Annotated in this window: 23 protein-coding genes; 16 read left to right on the plus strand and 7 right to left on the minus strand. The window is 27.5% G+C overall.

Translation table 11 applies throughout. The features are described 5' to 3' along the window. Positions 1–48: 48 nt before the first annotated feature. The 10 genes from QOZ84_RS08705 to QOZ84_RS08750 all read left to right on the plus strand — a co-directional run bounded on the left by QOZ84_RS08705 (position 49) and on the right by QOZ84_RS08750 (position 9,389). Positions 49–684 (plus strand): single-stranded DNA-binding protein, encoded by a 636-nt coding sequence (locus QOZ84_RS08705; RefSeq protein ID WP_284132572.1) that lies wholly within the window; start codon positions 49–51, stop codon positions 682–684. Positions 685–809: 125 nt separating this feature from the next. Next, a complete protein-coding gene (locus tag QOZ84_RS08710) occupies positions 810–1,379 on the plus strand; it encodes a class I SAM-dependent methyltransferase (RefSeq protein ID WP_284132573.1) in 570 nt (189 codons plus the stop codon). 88 nt (positions 1,380–1,467) lie between these two features. Next, on the plus strand, positions 1,468–1,605 hold the full coding sequence (locus QOZ84_RS08715) for a hypothetical protein (RefSeq protein ID WP_284132574.1): 138 nt from the start codon (positions 1,468–1,470) through the stop codon (positions 1,603–1,605). 5 nt (positions 1,606–1,610) lie between these two features. Further along, complete coding sequence (locus tag QOZ84_RS08720; RefSeq protein WP_284132575.1) at positions 1,611–3,380, plus strand: sigma-54 interaction domain-containing protein; 1,770 nt, start codon at positions 1,611–1,613, stop codon at positions 3,378–3,380. Positions 3,381–3,742: 362 nt separating this feature from the next. Then, a complete protein-coding gene (locus QOZ84_RS08725) occupies positions 3,743–5,047 on the plus strand; it encodes an L-cysteine desulfidase family protein (protein WP_284132576.1) in 1,305 nt (434 codons plus the stop codon). 70 nt (positions 5,048–5,117) lie between these two features. Continuing rightward, the gene (gene hpt, locus QOZ84_RS08730) at positions 5,118–5,657 is read left to right on the plus strand and encodes a hypoxanthine phosphoribosyltransferase (RefSeq protein ID WP_026902241.1); all 540 of its coding nucleotides are present in this window, start codon (positions 5,118–5,120) and stop codon (positions 5,655–5,657) included. 140 nt (positions 5,658–5,797) lie between these two features. Then, on the plus strand, positions 5,798–6,205 hold the full coding sequence (locus QOZ84_RS08735; RefSeq protein ID WP_284132577.1) for a VOC family protein: 408 nt from the start codon (positions 5,798–5,800) through the stop codon (positions 6,203–6,205). Positions 6,206–6,307: 102 nt separating this feature from the next. Further along, complete coding sequence (locus QOZ84_RS08740) at positions 6,308–6,910, plus strand: DUF4397 domain-containing protein (protein WP_284132578.1); 603 nt, start codon at positions 6,308–6,310, stop codon at positions 6,908–6,910. A 437-nt stretch (positions 6,911–7,347) separates the two neighbouring features. Further along, complete coding sequence (locus QOZ84_RS08745) at positions 7,348–8,058, plus strand: LytR/AlgR family response regulator transcription factor (RefSeq protein ID WP_284132579.1); 711 nt, start codon at positions 7,348–7,350, stop codon at positions 8,056–8,058. 380 nt (positions 8,059–8,438) lie between these two features. After that, complete coding sequence (locus QOZ84_RS08750) at positions 8,439–9,389, plus strand: sensor histidine kinase (RefSeq protein ID WP_284132580.1); 951 nt, start codon at positions 8,439–8,441, stop codon at positions 9,387–9,389. Between the two features lie 190 nt (positions 9,390–9,579). On the opposite strand, the gene QOZ84_RS08755 is transcribed toward QOZ84_RS08750, so the two are convergent. Genes QOZ84_RS08755 through QOZ84_RS08765 form a run of 3 tightly spaced genes read right to left on the minus strand, consistent with a single transcriptional unit; the run spans position 9,580 to position 10,187 of the window. Beyond that, complete coding sequence (locus QOZ84_RS08755; RefSeq protein ID WP_284132581.1) at positions 9,580–9,846, minus strand: hypothetical protein; 267 nt, start codon at positions 9,844–9,846, stop codon at positions 9,580–9,582. After that, positions 9,800–9,976: a Blp family class II bacteriocin gene (locus QOZ84_RS08760; RefSeq protein WP_284132582.1), complete on the minus strand. Its 177-nt coding sequence runs from the start codon at positions 9,974–9,976 to the stop codon at positions 9,800–9,802. The genes QOZ84_RS08755 and QOZ84_RS08760 overlap by 47 nt, the downstream gene beginning before the upstream one ends. Before the next feature lie 28 nt (positions 9,977–10,004). Next, on the minus strand, positions 10,005–10,187 hold the full coding sequence (locus tag QOZ84_RS08765; RefSeq protein ID WP_284132583.1) for a Blp family class II bacteriocin: 183 nt from the start codon (positions 10,185–10,187) through the stop codon (positions 10,005–10,007). Between the two features lie 236 nt (positions 10,188–10,423). On the opposite strand from QOZ84_RS08765, the gene QOZ84_RS08770 reads away from it, so the two are divergent. The 5 genes from QOZ84_RS08770 (at position 10,424) to QOZ84_RS08790 (ending at position 15,147) form a co-directional block, all read left to right on the plus strand. Further along, positions 10,424–12,634 carry a peptidase domain-containing ABC transporter gene (locus QOZ84_RS08770; RefSeq protein ID WP_284132584.1) on the plus strand — a complete coding sequence of 737 codons (2,211 nt, stop codon included), beginning with the start codon at positions 10,424–10,426 and terminating at the stop codon, positions 12,632–12,634. Then, positions 12,624–14,132 carry a putative HlyD family type I secretion protein gene (locus tag QOZ84_RS08775; protein WP_284132585.1) on the plus strand — a complete coding sequence of 503 codons (1,509 nt, stop codon included), beginning with the start codon at positions 12,624–12,626 and terminating at the stop codon, positions 14,130–14,132. Before QOZ84_RS08770 ends, QOZ84_RS08775 begins: the two co-directional genes overlap by 11 nt. Positions 14,133–14,287: 155 nt before the next feature. Next, entirely contained in the window at positions 14,288–14,467 is a 180-nt protein-coding gene (locus QOZ84_RS08780) for a hypothetical protein (protein WP_284132586.1), read from the plus strand. 64 nt (positions 14,468–14,531) lie between these two features. Then, on the plus strand, positions 14,532–14,699 hold the full coding sequence (locus tag QOZ84_RS08785) for a hypothetical protein (protein WP_284132587.1): 168 nt from the start codon (positions 14,532–14,534) through the stop codon (positions 14,697–14,699). 70 nt (positions 14,700–14,769) lie between these two features. After that, positions 14,770–15,147, plus strand: coding sequence for a hypothetical protein (locus tag QOZ84_RS08790; RefSeq protein WP_284132588.1), 378 nt, complete (start codon positions 14,770–14,772; stop codon positions 15,145–15,147). 41 nt (positions 15,148–15,188) lie between these two features. On the opposite strand, the gene dapD is transcribed toward QOZ84_RS08790, so the two are convergent. The 4 genes from dapD to QOZ84_RS08810 form a co-directional block, all read right to left on the minus strand. Next, positions 15,189–15,905: a 2,3,4,5-tetrahydropyridine-2,6-dicarboxylate N-acetyltransferase gene (gene dapD / locus QOZ84_RS08795; RefSeq protein WP_284132589.1), complete on the minus strand. Its 717-nt coding sequence runs from the start codon at positions 15,903–15,905 to the stop codon at positions 15,189–15,191. Positions 15,906–15,922: 17 nt separating this feature from the next. After that, on the minus strand, positions 15,923–16,669 hold the full coding sequence (gene dapB, locus QOZ84_RS08800; RefSeq protein ID WP_284132590.1) for a 4-hydroxy-tetrahydrodipicolinate reductase: 747 nt from the start codon (positions 16,667–16,669) through the stop codon (positions 15,923–15,925). Between the two features lie 8 nt (positions 16,670–16,677). Continuing rightward, on the minus strand, positions 16,678–17,556 hold the full coding sequence (dapA, locus tag QOZ84_RS08805) for a 4-hydroxy-tetrahydrodipicolinate synthase (protein WP_284132591.1): 879 nt from the start codon (positions 17,554–17,556) through the stop codon (positions 16,678–16,680). Between the two features lie 116 nt (positions 17,557–17,672). Further along, entirely contained in the window at positions 17,673–18,671 is a 999-nt protein-coding gene (locus tag QOZ84_RS08810) for an aspartate-semialdehyde dehydrogenase (protein WP_284132592.1), read from the minus strand. A 160-nt stretch (positions 18,672–18,831) separates the two neighbouring features. Here QOZ84_RS08810 and QOZ84_RS08815 point away from each other — a divergent pair, with 160 nt between their 5' ends. Continuing rightward, entirely contained in the window at positions 18,832–19,953 is a 1,122-nt protein-coding gene (locus tag QOZ84_RS08815; protein WP_284132593.1) for an amidohydrolase, read from the plus strand. Positions 19,954–19,960 lie beyond the last annotated feature (7 nt).

Genomic DNA, 19,960 nt, shown 5'->3' on the forward strand with positions numbered 1-19,960 from the left:
GATAAAACATAAGAATTAACAATTAACAAATTGTGGGGGGATAAAGAAATGATTACTGTTAAGGATGATACTAACATAGTAAACCTAAGAGGAGAATTAGAAAGTGAATTAGAATTTAGCCATGAAATTTTTGGCGAAAAATTTTATAACACAAAAATAAAAATAAATAGACTCAGCAATTCAGATGATGTATTACCGATTACTGTGTCAGAAAGATTGTTAGAAGAAATTGATTTTGAAAATAATAAATTAGTTAGAATAGTAGGTCAATTAAGATCTTATAATAAAAATATAGATAACAAAAATAGATTAGTTCTTACTATATTTGTTAGAGAAATAAAAGTAGCAGAGGAAGACACTAAAGATCCTAATAATATATTCCTAGATGGCTTTATATGTAAAGCACCTATATATAGAAAAACTCCACTAGGAAGAGAAATAACAGATCTATTGGTTGCTATAAACAGACCATACAATAAATCTGACTACATACCATCTATAGTTTGGGGACGTAATGCTAAATTTGCAAAGAGTTTAAAAATAGGTGATAGGATACAAATGTGGGGAAGAGTACAAAGCAGAGAGTACGAAAAGAAACTGGAAAATGGAGAGGTATTAAAAAGAGTTGCTTATGAAGTATCCATCTCTAAAATAAAAAAAACTAGCGAAAATAACAATGAATAGGATTTCATTTGAGTTAGTTAAAATTTATGTGTTGAATAGTTGCTCCTAATTTACTATAATCTATTTTATTATCATGTATTTTATGATATGATTTATAAATGTAAAAAATAAAGAGGGGGAGCACTGTGAAAAGCGTATTATATCACGACTATGAACCTAATGCTGATTTGACAGATACTTCTGATGATGTAACATGTTTTTTGGATACTATCAAGTATAATATCGGAAACAATATATTACTTGTTGGAAACATAGGTAACTTAGGAAAAAGGTTAAGAATGTTAGGAGTTTATGTTACAATATTAGAAAATAGTCTTTATGAAGATGTATGTTATTCTTTAATACACAATGGAAACTGTAACGTTGTCAAAGGAACATTAGAATTATTGCCATTTGAAGATAAATATTTTGACAAGGTAATAGTATTAGACCATTTTAATAATATTAATAATTGCAAACAGGCATCAACAGAAATAAATAGAGTTTTAAAATGTAATGGAGAATTAATATTAGAAGATTTAAATTTAAAAAATTTAAAGGTGAAATTAAAGAATTTAAAGCATAAGCTTTGCGGTGAAAATGTAAGTTACCGTTATCCGAATGAAATAATTAATTTATTTTCTAATTTAGATTTTGAAGGAAATCTAAAAGAAGTTGAAAATAAAAGATATATTTATATAGGAAAACGAAAATAGATAGATAAAAAACAATATGATAAAATAAAAAGACTAGGTCATGCCTGGTCTTTTATGTTTAATTTTATAAAATAGGAGATTATGTGTTATGAATTTAAATTACGGGTTAATTGTAATAGTTATGCTGTTTGTAATATTAATGTCTATTCAATTCACATTAAATAAGATATACGTAATATTAAAAGAAATAAAAGAAATAATTAATTTGAGAAAGATTAAGGATTAATAGATATGAACAATTTAGAATATATAAAAGAAGATATTCAAAACATAGCAGAAGCTATAGTTGCAGTTTTGGGAATAGATGTAACAATTGTAAATCAGAACTTAATAAGAATAGCAGGCACTGGAATATACATAGAAAAGATAGGTGAAAAAGTACGTGGATACTCAGCTTTCAAAAAATCTTTAATAGAACAAGTCGGGATTATAATAGACGACAATAGTTGCAATGATATATGCAACGAATGCCACAATAAAGGTGCATGTAGAGAGTTTGCGGAGGTTTGTTGCCCGATTGTATGTGATGGGGATGCATATGGGGTAATAGGCTTAATAGCATTCACTGATGAACAAGCTGATATTATAAAAAATAATAAAGATAGCTTAATGAACTTTTTAGGAAAAATGGCTGATTTGATTTCTAATAAAATAAAAGCTCAGATAAAAACATATGAATTAGAATTAGAAAAGAAAAAATTAGAAACTTTAGTAGACAGTATTGATAAAGCGATAGTGTCTATCGATGTAGCTGGAAAAATAGATAAATATAATTCTAAATTCAAAGAAGTTTTTAATTTAAAAGAAGATATAAACAATGAAAATATATTTGAGGTATTAAAGTTTATAAAAAATCCTTCAGTTGATAACTTTAAAAAGGACAAGTCTTGCAGTTTTTACTATAAGGTAGACGGATGTGATTTAAAAGGGATTTATAATATTAGTAAGATAATACTTAATAATGAGCTTAAAGGATATGTTATAGATTTTATAGATAAAAGAGAAACTATCAAAAACTATAACAAAATAAACAAAGACTATGGAATAACCTTAGATAACATAATAGGAATCAGTAAAGAAATAGATAGTGTTAAAAAGCAAGCGTTAATGGCGTCTAAATCTACATCTACAGTTCTTGTAAGAGGAGAAAGTGGAACTGGTAAGGAACTATTTGCAAGAGCTATACATAATCATAGTGACAGATGTGATAACCCTTTTATAGCTGTCAATTGTGCAGCTATACCAGATAATTTACTAGAAAGTGAACTATTTGGGTATGAAGAAGGTGCATTTACAGGAGCAAAAAAAGGTGGTAAATTAGGAAAGTTTGAATTGGCTGATAATGGTACTATGTTCTTAGATGAAATAGGAGATATGAGCTTACATTTACAGGCAAAACTACTTAGAGTCTTACAAGAAAAAGAGTTAAATAAAATAGGCTCAAAATCTAATAAACTTATAGACGTAAGAATTATAGCTGCAACTAATAAGGACTTAGAAAATATGATTGATAAAGGTACTTTTAGAGAAGATTTATATTATAGGCTAAATGTTATTCCAATCAATTTACCAAGCTTAAGGGAACGTAGAGAAGATATTCCTTTATTGATACATTTTATGATAAAAGAATACGCTAGAAAGCTAAATAAAAACGTATTCAATATAGATGAAAATGCAGTCAATATGATGGCTGATTATAACTGGCCTGGAAATATAAGAGAGCTTCAAAATGTAATAGAATACAGCGTTAACATGTCTTTAACTTCAAACATAAGCATAGATTTAATTCCAAACAGAATCAAAAATATAGAGACTGAAGAAGTTATAATTAAAGACAATAATATAAGAACATTAGAGGCATTAGAAAAAACAGAAATAATTAAAGCTTTGAATAAATATAAAGAGTATAAAAAAGATAAAGAATTAGTAGCCAAAGCGTTAGGTATATCTAGAGCGACATTGTATAGAAAATTAGAAAAGTATAATATTGTCTCAAAATGATACTAAATCTCATTTTGAGACTTTTTAATGTTCATTTTGAGAAAAATAGGAAAACGTAATCTTGATATTCTTTTGCACACAAGCTTTAAAATGAATTTAATAAAAAAATATAAACTTTAAATTTATAAAATAAATAATAAAAATATAAATTATATAATTTCATAATATTTATAAATATATATCAAATGTAGTGGTTCTAAAGAGCTTAAGATATATTGTATAAAAATATAGGTATTATAATACAGTAGATATTTTATGTGAAAATATAAAAAATTCCTTTGCAATATAATAATTAAAAACTTGGCACGTATATTGCTATATATTAAGGTATAAAACTATTTAACCTATTGGAGGGATTTATTATGACAGATAAAAGAACGAAATTAGTTGAGATATTAAGAGCGGAAGTTAAACCAGCATTAGGATGTACAGAGCCAGTAGCAGTAGCATTAGCTTGTGCAAAAGCAAAAGAATTATTAGGTGAAGAAATAGTAAAGCATACTGTTTTAGTTAGCCCTAACGTATATAAAAATGGAATGTGTGTAGGAATACCAGGAACACAAAGATTAGGATTAAAAATATCAGTAGCATTAGGATTTATAGGTGGTCACTCTGAAAACGGATTAAGAGTATTAGAAACTTTAACAGAAGAACAAGTTAAAGAAGCAGAAAATTATATAGACAATAACCAAATATCTATATCACCAGCAGATACAAAAGAGAAGGTTTATATAGAAGTAGTATTACAAGGTGCTACAAAAACTTCTAAGGTTGTTATAAAAACTAAGCATGACAACTTCGTTTACTTAGAGTCAAATGGAGAAGTATTGCTAGATCAACAACCTCATGTAGAAGTTGCTATAACAACAGAAAAAGAAGAAAATATATTAGATGGCATAACTATAAAAGAATTAGTTGAAAATATAGAAGCTTTAGAGCTTAAAGACATAGAGTTCTTATTAGAAGGAATAGCTATGAACGAAGAAATAGCTAACTATGGATTAAGTGGAAAAATAGGTATAGGTGTGGGTTACGGAATAAAGAAATCTATGGAAGAAGGATTACTTAGTGATGACTTAATGAATCAAGCTATGATGATAACTGCAGGTGCATCAGATGCTAGAATGGCTGGAGTTAAGATGCCAGTTATGAGTTCAAATGGAAGTGGTAATCATGGTATAACAGCTATACTTCCAATAGTTGCTTACAATAAAAAATTCCCACAAACTGATGAAAGATTAGCTAAATCATTAGCAATATCTCACTTAGTAACAGCTTATGTTAAAAACTTTACAGGCAGATTATCAGCAGTATGTGGATGTGGAGTTGCAGCATCAACAGGAGCAACAGCTGGATTATCTTGGTTAATGAGTGGAGATATAAGACAAATAGAAGGTTCTATAGAAAACATGGTAGCAAATTTAAGTGGTATGATATGTGATGGAGCTAAAGCTGGGTGTGCATTAAAATTAGCATCAGCAGCATCAGCAGCAGTACAAAGTGCTATAATAGCTAAACATGAGTGTTTTGTACCATCAATGAACGGTATAGTTGGTGCAAATGTAGAGCAAAGTATACAAAATTTAGGTAGAGTAAGTGACAAAGGAATGTCTGTTACAGATGAAGTTATAATAAATGTTATGGATGATATGAACAAGGTTTGCTAATTGTCCTTGCAAAAGAAGCTAATCTCCGATAAAATGGATAATATCATTACATACAATGGAGGATTAAACTATGAATATAGAGACTAAGAAATGGGAAGTTTTATGTTCAGAAGAACAAATAGCATCTAGATTAAAAGAATTAGGTGCCCAATTATCTAAGGATTACGAAGGAAAAAATCTTTTAGTTGTATCTTTATTAAAAGGAAGCTTTATATTCTGTGCAGATTTAGTTAGAAACATAACTGTACCAGTTAAAATTGAATTTATGACTACTTCAAGCTACGGTCACGGAGAACAAAGTACTGGAAGCGTAAAAGTAGTATCGGATGTAAATTCAAACTTAGAAGGATATGATGTATTAATAGTAGATGATATAACAGATACTGCTCTTACAATGAATCACGTTATGAGTCATTTAAAAGCTAAAAATCCTTCTAGCATAAAGTGTTGTGTATTACTTGATAAACCAAGTAGAAGAAAAGTTGAATTAGTTCCAGATTACTGCGGATTTGAAATAGAAGATAAATTCGTTGTTGGATACGGACTAAACTTTGGTGATTATTATAGAAATATACCATACGTATTTAATGTTACAAATGAAGATAGATAATTTCTAATTATTTAGAACTAGAAAGAAGTTGCTCTTAATTGAGCAGCTTTTTTCTAGTTCTAAATTATACACATATTAACGTTATAAATGGTTAAAAAGTGGATAACTTATGAATGAAAACATTTACAGGAGGATAAAACATGGGGATAAAAATGATACATCACATATGTATTCAAACTGAAAAATATAAAGAATCACTAGATTTTTACACAAGAATACTAGAATTTGAGGTAGTTACAGAGACACAGGATTTTCATAATAGGGAATATAATACATGGTTAAAATTAAACAACTTTATGATAGAATTACAAACACCAAAGAGTGGGGATAACTTTAATAAATGGAGTTCACTAAACGAAGGACCTGTGCATATGGGTTTTTTAGTTGATAATGTTTGTGAAGAATACGAAAGAATAGTAGGACTTGGATATAATGACTTTAAACTTAAAAATGGTGAGATTGTATATAAAGTAGAGGGTGAGAGTTTATTTAAAATAAAAGCTCCAGAAGGAACTGAAATAGAGATTAGAGATACTGATATTAAATAAAAATTTTATCATTTTGGGACAGCAAAACAAGCATCAAAAATTATAACTTATTAATATGATAATAGTAAGGATGTAATAGTGTTTAAGAAGGGGGATTTTTACTTGAGAAATTTTGAAGAAGATTATTCTTTAGTTAGAGTGCTACATGCTGTTCCAGATGGAGAAGAAGTAGATGTGTATATAAATGGATTTCCATTTTATAGCGATATCCAATTTGCTCAATTCACTCCATATATATATGTGCCAGAAGGTGAATATGTTTTTAGTGTTTATCTTAAAGATGAAAAAGAAAAGCCGTTATTAGAAACTAAAATTAAAATTAATAGTGAAGAGTTAATTACAGCAGCTATTATAACAACTAAAGACGGTATAAAATTACTTCGAATACCTGAGGAAATGGGGATTCCAGATGGAGATAAATCTAAAATTAAATTTGTTCATTTAGTGCCAAATGCACCTGCTGTTAATATATTGCTAGATGAGAATGAAGTGTTTAAAAATGTTGAATATGCTATGTATACAAATTATGAAGAAATACCACCAAAAGAATATAAGATGGATATAGAATTATCCGAAAATAAAAAAACAGTAACAAGCAATCAAATAAATATTAATCCAAACAGAGTATATACTTTCTATGCTATAGGTAACGCCCCTAATGTTGATATTATTCAAACCCTAGACGGAGCAACATTTTTAAACTAAACAATTATTTATACATTTGGTATGAGAGTTAGAAATATTCAACAATAATGTCACGCAAACGTGAAATTATTAATTTTGAATTGGACTTAAATTGTCACGTTTGCGTGACAAATAAACATGGATTTATTAACACAACTATCAAGTATTTTTCAAAACTTAGAGAACTTCAAAAGAGAAGCATAATACAATTGTCAAATTTTACAATAGTTACAATATATGGTAAAATTATATTTACACTTTAAATATATCATAATGTATTCTAAGATTATATAAATATAAAAAAGTCTCATTATTTTAGTTCTACACTACTAAGAATAATGAGACTTTTTGTGTTTTGAAGTTTTGTGACGATTTAGGAAAATTAAGGTAGAAAAAATTATAGCATCAGTTATAAATAGGGAAGTAAATATTTAGTGTTTATATAAGGGGGGTGTCTTATGATTTTTAATATAGCTATTTGTGATGACGAGTACATACATAGAAAAGTAATACTAGACTATTTAGGGATGGTCTTTCCTAGTGAATCTTATGAAGTAGTAGAATTTAATAGTGGGGAGGAACTATTAGAAAATTATCCTGAAAAATCAGATATACTATTATTAGATATCCAAATGACAGGTATAAATGGTATTAAAACTGCTAAAAAAATAAGATTATTTGATACAAATGTAATGATAATTTTTACTACAGCTGTCTTAGACTTTATGCAAGATGGTTATGAAGTAAGAGCTTTTAGGTATTTACTAAAACCAATAAACTATAACGAATTTTCAAAACATTTAATCCGGTGTAAAAATGAGGTTCTTAATAACAAATCGAAATATATGACAATAAAGGAAATTGGCGAAGGTAAAACAGTTATTATTACTATAAATTCTATACTATATATAGAAATGGAGTGCAGGGTTACATTAATACATACGGATGCAAAAGTATATAGAACAAAAGATAGTATTAAAAAATTTGAAAATGAGTTAAAAGAATATTCATTTTATAGGTGTCATAGAGCATATTTAATAAATCTAAATAAAGTAAGTTCTATTGCTAAAAATTCGATTTTTATAAAAGACGATGAAATAATGGTTAGTAGATACAAAATAAGAGATTTAAAAATGAAAATAACAGAAATATTGGCAAGTTTAATATGATGGACATACATAATCATCTTTTTAATATATTAAGTTTTATTACTGGGCTAGTATATTTACTTTTGTTTAAATCTATATTAGATAATTTTAGTTGTAAAAAACTTAGTGACCTAATTATTTATATAGTTATTTTTTTAATTTCTATATTTATATTTATATTTAAATTTGAAAGTTCAATAATATTTATATTAATTTGTATTTCTTTTTATAAAATTAACTATAAACAAAATATTTTAAAGTGTTTTTTTATTAGTTTAATATATTGGGTTTTTATATACATACCTATTGAATATATTAGTTTGAATTTAATTTTTTATGTAAATTACAAAAATTTAACTCAATGCTGCCAAATAAATTCTGTAATAGTTGAGATTGAAAGTATGATAATTCAAAATATATTTATGTTAGTTATATTTGAGATATGTACTCAAAAAAAGAAATTTAAGCATTTTAAAAATACATATAAAAAAGTAAATTATATGTTTATATGTATACCTATTTTAATAAATATTTCGATGATGATAGTAGTATTTAGAATAATTGCGATAGATAAAGTTATAACAAAATTTTATGTTGTGATTTTAATAATTACACCTATTGTAGTTTTAATTTCTAAGATTTATAACTTTCATATGATGAAAAAAAATATATATAGTTATAAACTAGATTATGAAAATAAAATTATTAAAGGTAATGTACTTAAAGAGCAGAATTATTACCAAGAAATAAGGAAAGAAAAAGATAAAGTTAGTTCTTTATATCATGATATGAAAAACCATATGATTTGTATAAGGAATCTGTGCGAAGATAAAAATACTGATAAAGTATTAGAGTATATAGATAGTATGGAGAGTAATATAACAAACTATAATCAATTAAATCAAAACTTTTACACAAAAAATATGATATTAGATTCAATTTTGCGAGTGAAAAAAGCTATATGTATTGAAAAAGATATTGATTTTTTAGTTGATATGGATTTTTCTAAAAATAATTCTATGGATATGGTGGATGTGTGTACTATATTTTCAAATGTAATAGACAATGCAATAGAGGCTTGTGATAAAATCGATGAACCTAATATATCGAAAAAAATAATATTAAAAAGCAAATATATAGATGGACTTTGTATTATTTTAATTGAAAACACTAAGATAAATGAAGTTAAAAAAAGAAAAAAATTGTTTTTAACTAATAAAGAAAATTCGAATATGCATGGAATAGGCTTAACTAATGTTAAAAGAACAGTTGAAAAGTATTTTGGTGAAGTGATTTTTACTCATTCTAAAAATACATTTATTGTTAAAATTATGATTCCTTATAAAAAGTAGCACTGATAGATGCTGCTTTTTTATTGTTGAAAAAATAATTAAAAGTAGTATTTAATGGTATTTATATAATTTAAGTTTAAAAAGGATGTAGTACATTTGCTTTTATACAAATATATCTACATCCTCAAAATTAATTATTGGTTGAAATATCATTTGTAACCAATAATGGTACAGTTGAAAATTTATTACTTTATTTTTTTTCTTTCTTATCAAAAGGTAAGAACTGCTCACTGTCTCCAATCCAAAATACCCAAAATAATATGGGGATAAGAATAAACAATCCGATTTTTCTCCATATTGGCCAAAATACCCAATTTTCACTTACATTAAGAAAACAAAACAATGTAAGTACGCTAGGAGTACCTATTTTTTTAAAAAATAGAATTAATTTATCTTTTTTATTCATCATTTTACCAACAAGTAGTATATGCAGCAAAAGCACCACCAGCAATTGCACCTGGAACTCCTGCTGCTGAGCCCATCAGAGCTCCACCTGCTGTAGTAAGTAAACATTTAGGGGAAATTGTTATTTTTCCTCCATTAACTTCATTTAATTCTCTATCGTTTAAAATACATATATTTTCCATATTTATATCTCCCTTTATTTTTATTATTTTATTTTGCACAATATCCTGTACCAGCCAGGTAACCTCCCGCTATGCCCAATGGGTTACCCCCAGTAGTAAGCGCTCCTGCAGCAGTGCCGAGAACAACAGCTCCAAAACATTTATATGGAGTTGTATTCCAACTAGCACCACCATTAACTTCTTGTAATTCTTCAAATTTCAATTCATTCATAATATAAACCTCCTTATTTAATTTAAAATAATAGTAGCATAAAAAATAAAAAAAATTACAAAAAATGACTGAATAGTAGGTTTTCTTGACTGAATAGAATAGTAAAAATTATTCAGCTAAAACAATAAACTATTCACACTCAAAAATGTACTATTCAGTCAAAAGGTATTTACTTTTTTCAACATAAAATATATGGTCACAATATCTAATACTTATATACAAAAGGGAGGAACACGTTGAAAAAATATTATTGCATAAAGCAACATGATTATAAAGACTGTGGATGTGCATGTTTGGCAACTATATGTAAAACATATGGACTAAAGTATCCTATATCTAAAATAAGAGAAGTTTCAGGGACGGATAAAGAGGGGACGAGTGCTTTAGGGGTTATACAAGCTGCTGAAAAGCTAGGATTTTCTGCAAAAGGTGTTAAGGCAAATAAACCTGAAGATATCTTTGGTGAAATACCACTTCCAGCTATAGCTCATGTTGTTATTGACAAAACAATGCTTCATTATGTGGTTATACATAAAATAAGTGAAAAAGAGATTATTGTAGCTGACCCTGGTAAAGGGATAGTTAAATACAAACCAAGTGATTTCTTTAATATTTGGACGGGTGTTTTAATAATACTTACACCTACTTCAGATTTTAAGAAAGGAAATGAAGTTAAAGGAGTATTTACTAGATTTTTTGAATTATTAAAACCGCAAAAAGTATTATTAATAAATATATTTTTAGCATCTATGCTTATAACTGTTTTTGGATTAGTAGGATCTTTTTATTTTAAGTTCTTATTAGATGATATAGTTCCTAACAATTTAAGTCAGTCATTAACTACTTTTTCTATTGGATTTATATTACTAGCTGTATTTAAAGTTATTACAGAGGCATTTAGAACACAATTACTTGTTCATTTAGGTCAAAAACTAGATATACCACTGATGTTGGGATATTATGAACATGTAATTAATTTACCTATGAATTTCTTTGGAACAAGAGAAGTTGGCGAAATTATATCGAGATTTAATGATGCATCAAAAATAAGACAAGCTATATCAGGTGTTGCGCTTACTATGATGATTGATGTGTTTATGGTTTTAATAGGTGGATTTATATTGTATTCTCAAAGTCCTTCGTTATTTGCATTAACTATAGTTCAGCTAGTATTATATGGAATAATTGTTTTTGCATTTAAAAGTAGCATAGAGCAAATTAACAGAGAAACTATGGAGAAAAATGCTAAGTTAACATCATATTTAATAGAATCTCTAAACGGTATAGAAACTATAAAGGCTTTTAATTCAGAGAGAGAGGTTAATTTAGAAACTGAAAAAAGATTTATACAATTTATTAAGGCTATATTTAAAAATGAGTGTATAAACAATTTACAGGGTTCTTTAAAGCGTTTAGTAGAAGGTATTTTTGCTATAGCTATTATTTGGATTGGGTCTATTCAAGTATTAAATGGAAATATTTCATTTGGGGAACTTCTAAGTTTTAATGCTTTATTAGCTTATTTCTTAGACCCTATAGAAAATATAATAAACTTACAACCAACTCTTCAAACTGCAATTGTTGCAGCTGAAAGATTAAGTGAAATATTAGATTTAGAACTTGAAAAATCAGAAGAAGAACATAAAAAAATAAATCCTAAATCTTTAAAAGGTAATATCGAATTTAAAAATCTTGACTTTAGATATGGAACTAGGAGTCTTATTTTGAAGAATATAAATATGAATATTAACAAAGGGGAGAGAATAGCCTTAGTTGGAGAAAGTGGGTCAGGAAAAACTACTTTAGCTAAGCTATTACTTAATTTCTATCAATGTGAAAAAGGTGAAATTATAGTAAATGACTATAATCTATTAGATATTAATGTTGAATCATTAAGGGATAAGATAGCGTATATTTCCCAAGAGACGTTTTTATTTAATGGAACTATAATAGAAAATTTAATGCTTGGAAATCCGTATTTAACTTATGAAGAGATTATAGATGCTTGTAAAAAAGCTCAAATTCATGACTTTATAAATTCACTACCATTAAGATATAACACTTTAGTGGAAGAGAATGGATCTAATTTCTCAGGTGGACAAAAGCAAAGAATATCAATAGCAAGGGCTATTCTTAGAAAGCCAGAGATACTTATAATGGATGAGGCTACAAGTAACCTTGATTCTATAACAGAAAAAGCTATAGAAAGAACTATTCATAAGTTTAGTGAAGGTATGACAACTATTATAATTGCTCATAGATTAAGTACTATTATGAGATGTGATAATATCTATATTTTAGAAAAAGGTGAAATTATAGAAAAGGGTAATCATAAAGAGCTGTTAGAGCAAGAGGGTAGATATTATAAGCTTTGGAAAGAACAACTTCCTGAAATAAATAATATTGAAGAAATTCAATCTAAGGAGGTTGTTACAGTTGAAGTTTAAGATAGATGATATAAATAATTTAAGTGATAGTAGACAAGTTATGGAATCTAAACCAAATAAATTTATAGTGATATTTATTTATATATTATTATTACTGATACTAACATTTTTTATATGGACATGGTTTAGTGAGAAGGAAATAGTAGTTAAGGCATCTGGTGTAGTAAGACCAAATAGTGAAATACAAACTATTTCTAATATCGTTCAAGGTGAAGTTAAAAGTGTGAAAATGAAAAATGGAGAAAGTGTATCAAATGGAGATATATTATTTGAAATTGATTCTATTGATTTAGAAAATCAAAATAAACAAATAGATGAGCAAATAGAAAAGGTAAATAATGATAATACCAACCTTAATAAGCTTAATAAATGTATCGTTGATAATAAAAATTATTTTAATAATAATGACAAAGAAAAAGAATATTACTATAAATTTAAAAGTTATGAAGCGGGTAATAATGTTTCTTTAGCTGAAAAGAATAATATCTCTAATTCAAAAGATGAACTTAATAATGAAAAATCGAATTTAGAAACACTTAGTAAGTCAATTACCTCAGAAAAAAACTATAATAAGAAAGATTCAGCATATAGTGCTCAATATGAAAGCTATATGAGTTCAAAACAAATTATTCAAAATAAAATTGAACAGTTAAATAACACTAAAAGTGATTTAAACCAACAAATTGAATCTGATATTAAAAAAATAAACGAGATACAACAAGATGATAGTCAACAATTAGAGTTAATTAAAGCTAGTACAAATGAGAAAAAACAACAAACAAGTCAGATAGAGTTAGAACTTAAAAATAGCAAAGAGGAATTAGAAAAACTTAAAAATGATACAATAGCTCAAATTAAAGTTTCTATCGATAAAGCTAATCAAAGTGTAGGTGGCTTAGATAGTAATTTAAAAAGCTTAGATGAATCACAAGATATAAGTAAAGATAAGAATAAAACAACCATTTTGGGACAAATAGAAGAAAAAATAAACATAAATAATGAAAATAAAAAAGGATTAGAAGAAAATAAAAAACAAATAGAGGAAAATATAGCAAAATGTATTGTTAAATCCCCTTGTGATGGAAAAATGAATGTAAATGTAAATCTACAATCAGGATTAGTTTTACAAACAGGGGCTATAGTTGCTAATGTAATTCCTAATTCCGAGGATTATAAGATAGACTTAATGATACCAACTAAAGATATAGCTAATATAAAAATTGCTAAAGATATAAAGTATAGTTTTGAAGCTCTACCTTATAGAGAATATGGTTTTTTAGAAGGTAAATTAGAAGGTATAAGCCCAGATTCGAAGGTAAATAGTGAAACTGGTATGTCATTTTTTACTGGAGAAGGTAGTTTAAATTCAAATGTTTTACATAGCAACAAAGGGGAAGTTAGTTATATTAAATCCGGTATGTTGTGTGAAGCAAAAATTATAACAAGAAGTGAGAGAATGTTATATTATATTCTAGAATCAATTGGAGTAAAAAAATAAGTACATAAAAATTAGGACATTTAATTTGAGTATGTACTACATTCGATAAACTCATCTGTGTGTTCTTAATGTGTATTATCTTAAATATTTATATTTAATTTAAGTATAGTTTTTAATTATTATAAATTTATAAATAATGAAAAGGGGTATGTTGTATGACTTCAAACAAATTAAAAATGGTATTAAGTGGTGCAGGAATAATATTACTGTTATATTCGTATATGCTAGGAGGTGAAAGTTCATTTATTATAATCATGTGGCTAATTGTAATGGCGATATACAGTTTTATTACTGCGTTAGTTGCTGAAATAAATGATAAGAAACAAAGAAAGTAAACGTTCAATATAATGTAAAAACATAAAATATAGATTAATAGCTATATTTTATAGGGGGACAGGTATGAGTAAATACGAGAAGGGATTATTAATAGTTTTAGGTATAGCGTTGCTATTTTTCAGAGGGAATACATATGTAATTTCTGCATTTTTAATAGCATGGTCTGTGATTGTTGCATACCAAGTTATAAAAACTATACATAATCTAAAAAACGAAGAAAAAAGTTTTTAATAGAATTAGTATATACTGCAAGCAAGAAGATGATAAAGATTCATTTATTTATCATGGGTATATACCAATTATGATTATCGCAGATAGTATAGAGATAGTTCTAGGAGTGAATGTTATATATATAATTGAAAATTTTTCAACGATACCATTGATAGAACAATTAAAACTTACGATTGTTATACTTGTAGTAATAATTACACTGTTAACTATATTGTCTAAGATATATATGATGCTTGATTCCAAAGAAGGAATAGTATATAAAGAAGGATTAATTTTGAATGATGGAAAATTATATAGATTTAGTGATGTTAAAAAATATGAATTTAAGAATTCTTCTATAAGTTATAAATATAGAGACCTAGTTTTAACATATGAAAATAATGAAACTAAGACTATGTATATTAACAAAGATGATATTGCTAAATTTGACGACTTGCTAAATAAATAATAATTAAAAAAGCAAGGTGATTTTTAAATCACCTTGCTTTTTTAATCTAAATCTCTAAGACCATTCATAAGTTTAGTTTTGCCAGAAGTTTTCTCATCTTTCATCTTTATTACTTTTGCAGGAGAACCAGCAACAACACATCCAGGGTCTACATCATGAGTAACAATAGCACCAGCAGCAACAACTGATCCTTTTCCGACCCTAACACCCTCAAGTATTACAGCATTAGCACCTATCATAACATCATCCTCTATTATTACAGGAGAAGCAGAAGGTGGCTCTAAAACTCCAGCAACTACAGCACCCGCACCAAGATGAACATTTTTACCAATTATACCTCTAGCACCGATTACAGCATTCATATCTATCATAGAATTTTCACCAATAATAGCACCTATATTTATAACAGCGCCCATCATTATAACAGCATTATTACCTATTGAAACCATATCTCTAATAATACAACCTGGTTCTATACGTGCATGTTCATGTAAGTAGTTATAAATAGGTATTGCTGAATTTCTTCTATCATACTCAATATGAATATCATCGATATGAGGTTTTATACTTTCTAATTCTTTAAGTATTTGTTCATAGTCACCTATTAAAATGTAGGAACCATTAGAACCAAATACCTTGAATTCATCATTTTTATTAAATTTCAAAAATTTTCCGTTTACATAAACTTTAACAGGAGTTACTTTTTTTGAATTCTTGATATATTTAGCTATTTCATAAGCATCATTTAAATTTATCATTAGATGTCTCCTTTCAATTAACTTAGCATGTTATCCATATTATAGTATCCGGGAATTTGATTAACTAAGTATTTAGCAGCAGTTATGGATCCTTTAGCAAAAATATCCTTAGACTGAGCAATATGCTTTAATTCAACAACTTCATCATGTCCTGCGTATATAACATCATGTTCACCAACTATAGTTCCGCCTCTTATAGCGTGTATTCCTATTTCATTTTCACTTCTTTTGGCTTTACGACCATATCTACCATAGTTGTATTCAACATTAGGCAAAACATCTTTAGCAGCATTAGCTATCATAATTGCAGTCCCACTAGGAGCATCAACTTTTTTATTATGATGTTTTTCTATAACTTCAATATCAAAGTTATTTAACATTTTAGTAGCTTCCTTAACTAATTTTAATAAAACATTCACACCTAAAGACATATTAGAAGAGTGGAATATAGGTATGATTTTAGAAGCTTCTTTTATTTTATTTAATTCATCTTCGTTATATCCAGTAGTAGCGATTACTAAAGGAGTTTTTGTTTTAATTGCAAAAGTTAAGACATCATTTAAAGTAGAATGATGTGAAAAATCTATTATAACGTCTGCACCTTCATTTATATCATTCATTTTAGGATATATATCAAATGAACCATTATTAATTGGATTTTGAGAAACTCCGCAAACTAATTTTAAATCTTCATCTTCTTGAACGCATCTAGTTAGAACTTTTCCCATTTTACCTAGACATCCATTAATTATAACTTTTAACATAATTCCTCCTATAATTTAAAACCTCTATTAACTAATTCTTGTTTTAATACTTCTAAGTTTTTATCATCCATTTGATAAAGAGGAAGTCTAAGTTTTCCAACATCAAATCCTAATAAATTCATTGCAGTTTTTACAGGTATTGGATTCACTTCTATAAATAAAGCATTTATTAATGGTTTCATACCAAGTTGTAATTCTCTAGCACCTTCTATATCTCCATCAAAGAATTTTTGAACTAAATCATGAGTTTCCTTAGGACAAACATTAGCAAGAACTGATATAACCCCACTACCACCAACAGATAATAATTGAAGTATAGAATCATCATTTCCTGAATATATAGCAAAATCTTTTGGAACTAATCTAGCAATTTCAGCAACTTGAGCTAAATCTCCACTAGCTTCTTTAACAGCAACTATATTATCAATTTTAGCTAATTCAGCAACCAAACTAGGTTTTAAATTCATAGAAGTTCTTCCTGGAACATTATAAAGTATTATAGGTAGCCCAACACTTTTAGCTATTGTTTCAAAATGAATTTTAAGACCACTTTGATTAGTTTTATTATAATAAGGTGTTATAACTAATAAGCCATCAACTCCAAGCCTTTCAGCTTCTTGACTTAAATAAATAGAGTGCATAGTATCATTAGAACCAGTACCAGCTATAACAGGTATTCTTTTTTGAACTTTATCAACAACATATTTAATAACAGCAAGTTGTTCATCATCACTCATAGTAGTAGCTTCACCAGTAGTACCGCATACAACTAATGCATCAGTGTGGTTTTTGATATGGTACTCAACTAATTTTCCTAATGTTTCAAAATCAATACCAGTTTCTAAAAATGGTGTAACTAAAGCAACAGCAGAACCTTTAAATATCATATATAAAACCCCTTTATATTAAATTTACCTTTACAGGTACCCTATAATTTTATTGTATTCTTATAAAAAAACATTGCTACTATTAACAAGTAAATTATTGCATATAAATATTTAGATTAAACTAAGTTATAAGACAGCAATAACTCAGCTATTTGAACTGCATTAGTAGCAGCGCCTTTTCTTATATTGTCAGCTACAACCCATATATTAATGCCATTATCAACACTAAAGTCTCTTCTTATTCTTCCAACAAATACTTCATCTTTTCCAGTACAATCAACAGCTGTCGGATATTCATTAGACTCAGGATTATCAACAACCACAACCCCTTGCATTTTTTCAAGGCAATTTACCAAGTTAGTTAATTCAAAAGCTTCTTCAAACTCAATATTTATAGATTCACTGTGACTATTTCTAACAGGTACTCTTACAGTAGTAGCTGTAACTTTCATGTCATAATTATTAAATATTTTCATAGTTTCATTTATCATTTTTAATTCTTCTTTTGTATATCCATTATCAGTAAATACATCTATATGAGGAAGACAGTTGTAAGCTATTGGATGAGGGTAGAATTTATTAGTTTCGCCTTTAACCCCATCTTCTAAATCTTTAATTCCTCTTACACCAGAACCAGAAACGGCTTGGTATGTAGAGTATATAACTCTTTTTATTTTATATTTATCATTAAGAGGTTTAAGTGGAACCATCGCTTGTATAGTTGAACAGTTAGGATTAGCTATTATTCCTTTGTGACTTTTTACAGCTTCTGGATTGACCTCTGGAACTACTAATGGAACCTCTTTATCCATTCTAAAGTGACTAGAGTTGTCTACAACTATAACTCCTTTAGATGCAGCGATAGGAGCATATTTTGAACTAACTTCTCCACCTGCAGCAAATAAAGCTATTTGTATATCTCTGTTAAATACATCTTCATTTATTTCTTCAACTAAGTATTCGCTACCATTGAAAGTAACAGTAGAGCCTGCTGATTTAGCTGAAGAGAATAAGAATAAATTATTAATAGGGAAGTGTCTTTCTTCTAAAACTTTTAAAAGAGTTCTTCCAACCATTCCAGTAGCACCAACTATAGCGATATTTATTTTTTTCATTAAAATCCCCCCAAAACTAAAATTTTGAAATACCTATTATAAAAGCTATTCAAGAGGGATTAAATGTATTCTAGTTTAAATAATAAAATACCTTTTAATATATAAAATATTAGGATACAATACATATTAATAAAAAAATTAACAAGGAAGGGAATATAATATGACAGACATAAAAGGCTTAAAAGAAAATATTTTCAATCATAGAAAATCATTAAACTGTATTGCAGAAAAAGGCAGAAAAGAGTTTGAAACATCAAAATATATAAGAGACTATTTAGACAAAATAGGTATTAAATATGATGTATATATACAAACTGCTACAACTGGAATTATAAAAGGTAATGTTGGAAATAAGACTATTGCTTTTAGAGCTGATATTGATGGACTAACTACAGAAGATGGTGTAAAACACTTATGTGGTCATGATGGACACACTAGCATATTATTAGGACTATTGGAGTTTATAAATGAAAATAAGGCTAATTTAAATGACAATATAGCATTTATATTTCAACCGGCTGAGGAAGGTCCTGGGGGAGCTAGTGCATTAATAGAAGAGGGCATAATAGATAAATATAATATTGATGAAATTTATGGTCTTCATATATATCCAGAAATAGAAAAAGGCTATGTAGGAATAAGAGAAGGCTATTTTATGGCTCAAATTGGGGATTTTGATATAAATATAGTAGCCAAAAGTGGTCACGGTGCAATGCCTCAAAATGGAATTGATGGTATTGTTATAGCATCAAACCTTGTTAATAGTTTACAAACTATAGTATCTAGAAATGTAAGTCCTATAGATACTGCAGTTCTAAGCATAGGAACAATAAATGGTGGAACTAAGAGAAATATAATTGCTGAAAATGTAGAATTAAAAGGGACTATAAGGACCTTCAATCCTAAAGTATATAACAACATGAAAGAAAGATTAAAAGAAATTTCCAAGGGGTTTGAGCTTTCATACAATTGTAAAATAAATGTTGAAATAAGAGATGATTATCCATCAGTAAATAATGATAAAAAACTAGTTGGAGAATTTATAGAAGCTATAGGAAAAGATAAAATTATAGAGCTAGATCCGCTTATGATATCTGAAGATTTTTCTTATTATCAAATGGAAGTTCCAGGGTTATTTTTTATGCTTGGTTCACGAGAAGAACAAAAAGGATTTGTACATGGACTTCACAGTTTGAATTTTAATTTTGATGAAGAAGTTTTAGTTGATGGTGTAGAAATTTATATGAAATTATTAAATCATAAAGGGATAATAAAAATATAAACAGATA

This window comes from Romboutsia sedimentorum, from assembly GCF_030131845.1.
Taxonomy (GTDB): Bacteria; Bacillota; Clostridia; order Peptostreptococcales; family Peptostreptococcaceae; genus Romboutsia_D; species Romboutsia_D sedimentorum.

Excerpts from the sequence above, each read along its gene's own strand:
- QOZ84_RS08715 (WP_284132574.1), top strand. The coding sequence starts at position 1,468 with ATGAATTTAAATTACGGGTTAATTGTAATAGTTATGCTGTTTGTAATA.
- dapA (WP_284132591.1), bottom strand. The coding sequence starts at position 17,556 with ATGATATTTAAAGGTTCTGCTGTTGCTTTAGTTACACCATTTTTAGAA.
- QOZ84_RS08750 (WP_284132580.1), top strand. The coding sequence starts at position 8,439 with ATGATAATTCAAAATATATTTATGTTAGTTATATTTGAGATATGTACT.
- QOZ84_RS08760 (WP_284132582.1), bottom strand. The coding sequence starts at position 9,976 with ATGGAAAATATATGTATTTTAAACGATAGAGAATTAAATGAAGTTAAT.
- QOZ84_RS08720 (WP_284132575.1), top strand. The coding sequence starts at position 1,611 with ATGAACAATTTAGAATATATAAAAGAAGATATTCAAAACATAGCAGAA.
- QOZ84_RS08780 (WP_284132586.1), top strand. The coding sequence starts at position 14,288 with ATGACTTCAAACAAATTAAAAATGGTATTAAGTGGTGCAGGAATAATA.
- QOZ84_RS08810 (WP_284132592.1), bottom strand. The coding sequence starts at position 18,671 with ATGAAAAAAATAAATATCGCTATAGTTGGTGCTACTGGAATGGTTGGA.
- QOZ84_RS08725 (WP_284132576.1), top strand. The coding sequence starts at position 3,743 with ATGACAGATAAAAGAACGAAATTAGTTGAGATATTAAGAGCGGAAGTT.
- QOZ84_RS08790 (WP_284132588.1), top strand. The coding sequence starts at position 14,770 with ATGATTATCGCAGATAGTATAGAGATAGTTCTAGGAGTGAATGTTATA.
- QOZ84_RS08705 (WP_284132572.1), top strand. The coding sequence starts at position 49 with ATGATTACTGTTAAGGATGATACTAACATAGTAAACCTAAGAGGAGAA.
- QOZ84_RS08735 (WP_284132577.1), top strand. The coding sequence starts at position 5,798 with ATGGGGATAAAAATGATACATCACATATGTATTCAAACTGAAAAATAT.
- QOZ84_RS08785 (WP_284132587.1), top strand. The coding sequence starts at position 14,532 with ATGAGTAAATACGAGAAGGGATTATTAATAGTTTTAGGTATAGCGTTG.
- QOZ84_RS08745 (WP_284132579.1), top strand. The coding sequence starts at position 7,348 with ATGATTTTTAATATAGCTATTTGTGATGACGAGTACATACATAGAAAA.
- dapB (WP_284132590.1), bottom strand. The coding sequence starts at position 16,669 with ATGTTAAAAGTTATAATTAATGGATGTCTAGGTAAAATGGGAAAAGTT.
- hpt (WP_026902241.1), top strand. The coding sequence starts at position 5,118 with ATGAATATAGAGACTAAGAAATGGGAAGTTTTATGTTCAGAAGAACAA.
- QOZ84_RS08765 (WP_284132583.1), bottom strand. The coding sequence starts at position 10,187 with ATGAATGAATTGAAATTTGAAGAATTACAAGAAGTTAATGGTGGTGCT.
- dapD (WP_284132589.1), bottom strand. The coding sequence starts at position 15,905 with ATGATAAATTTAAATGATGCTTATGAAATAGCTAAATATATCAAGAAT.
- QOZ84_RS08815 (WP_284132593.1), top strand. The coding sequence starts at position 18,832 with ATGACAGACATAAAAGGCTTAAAAGAAAATATTTTCAATCATAGAAAA.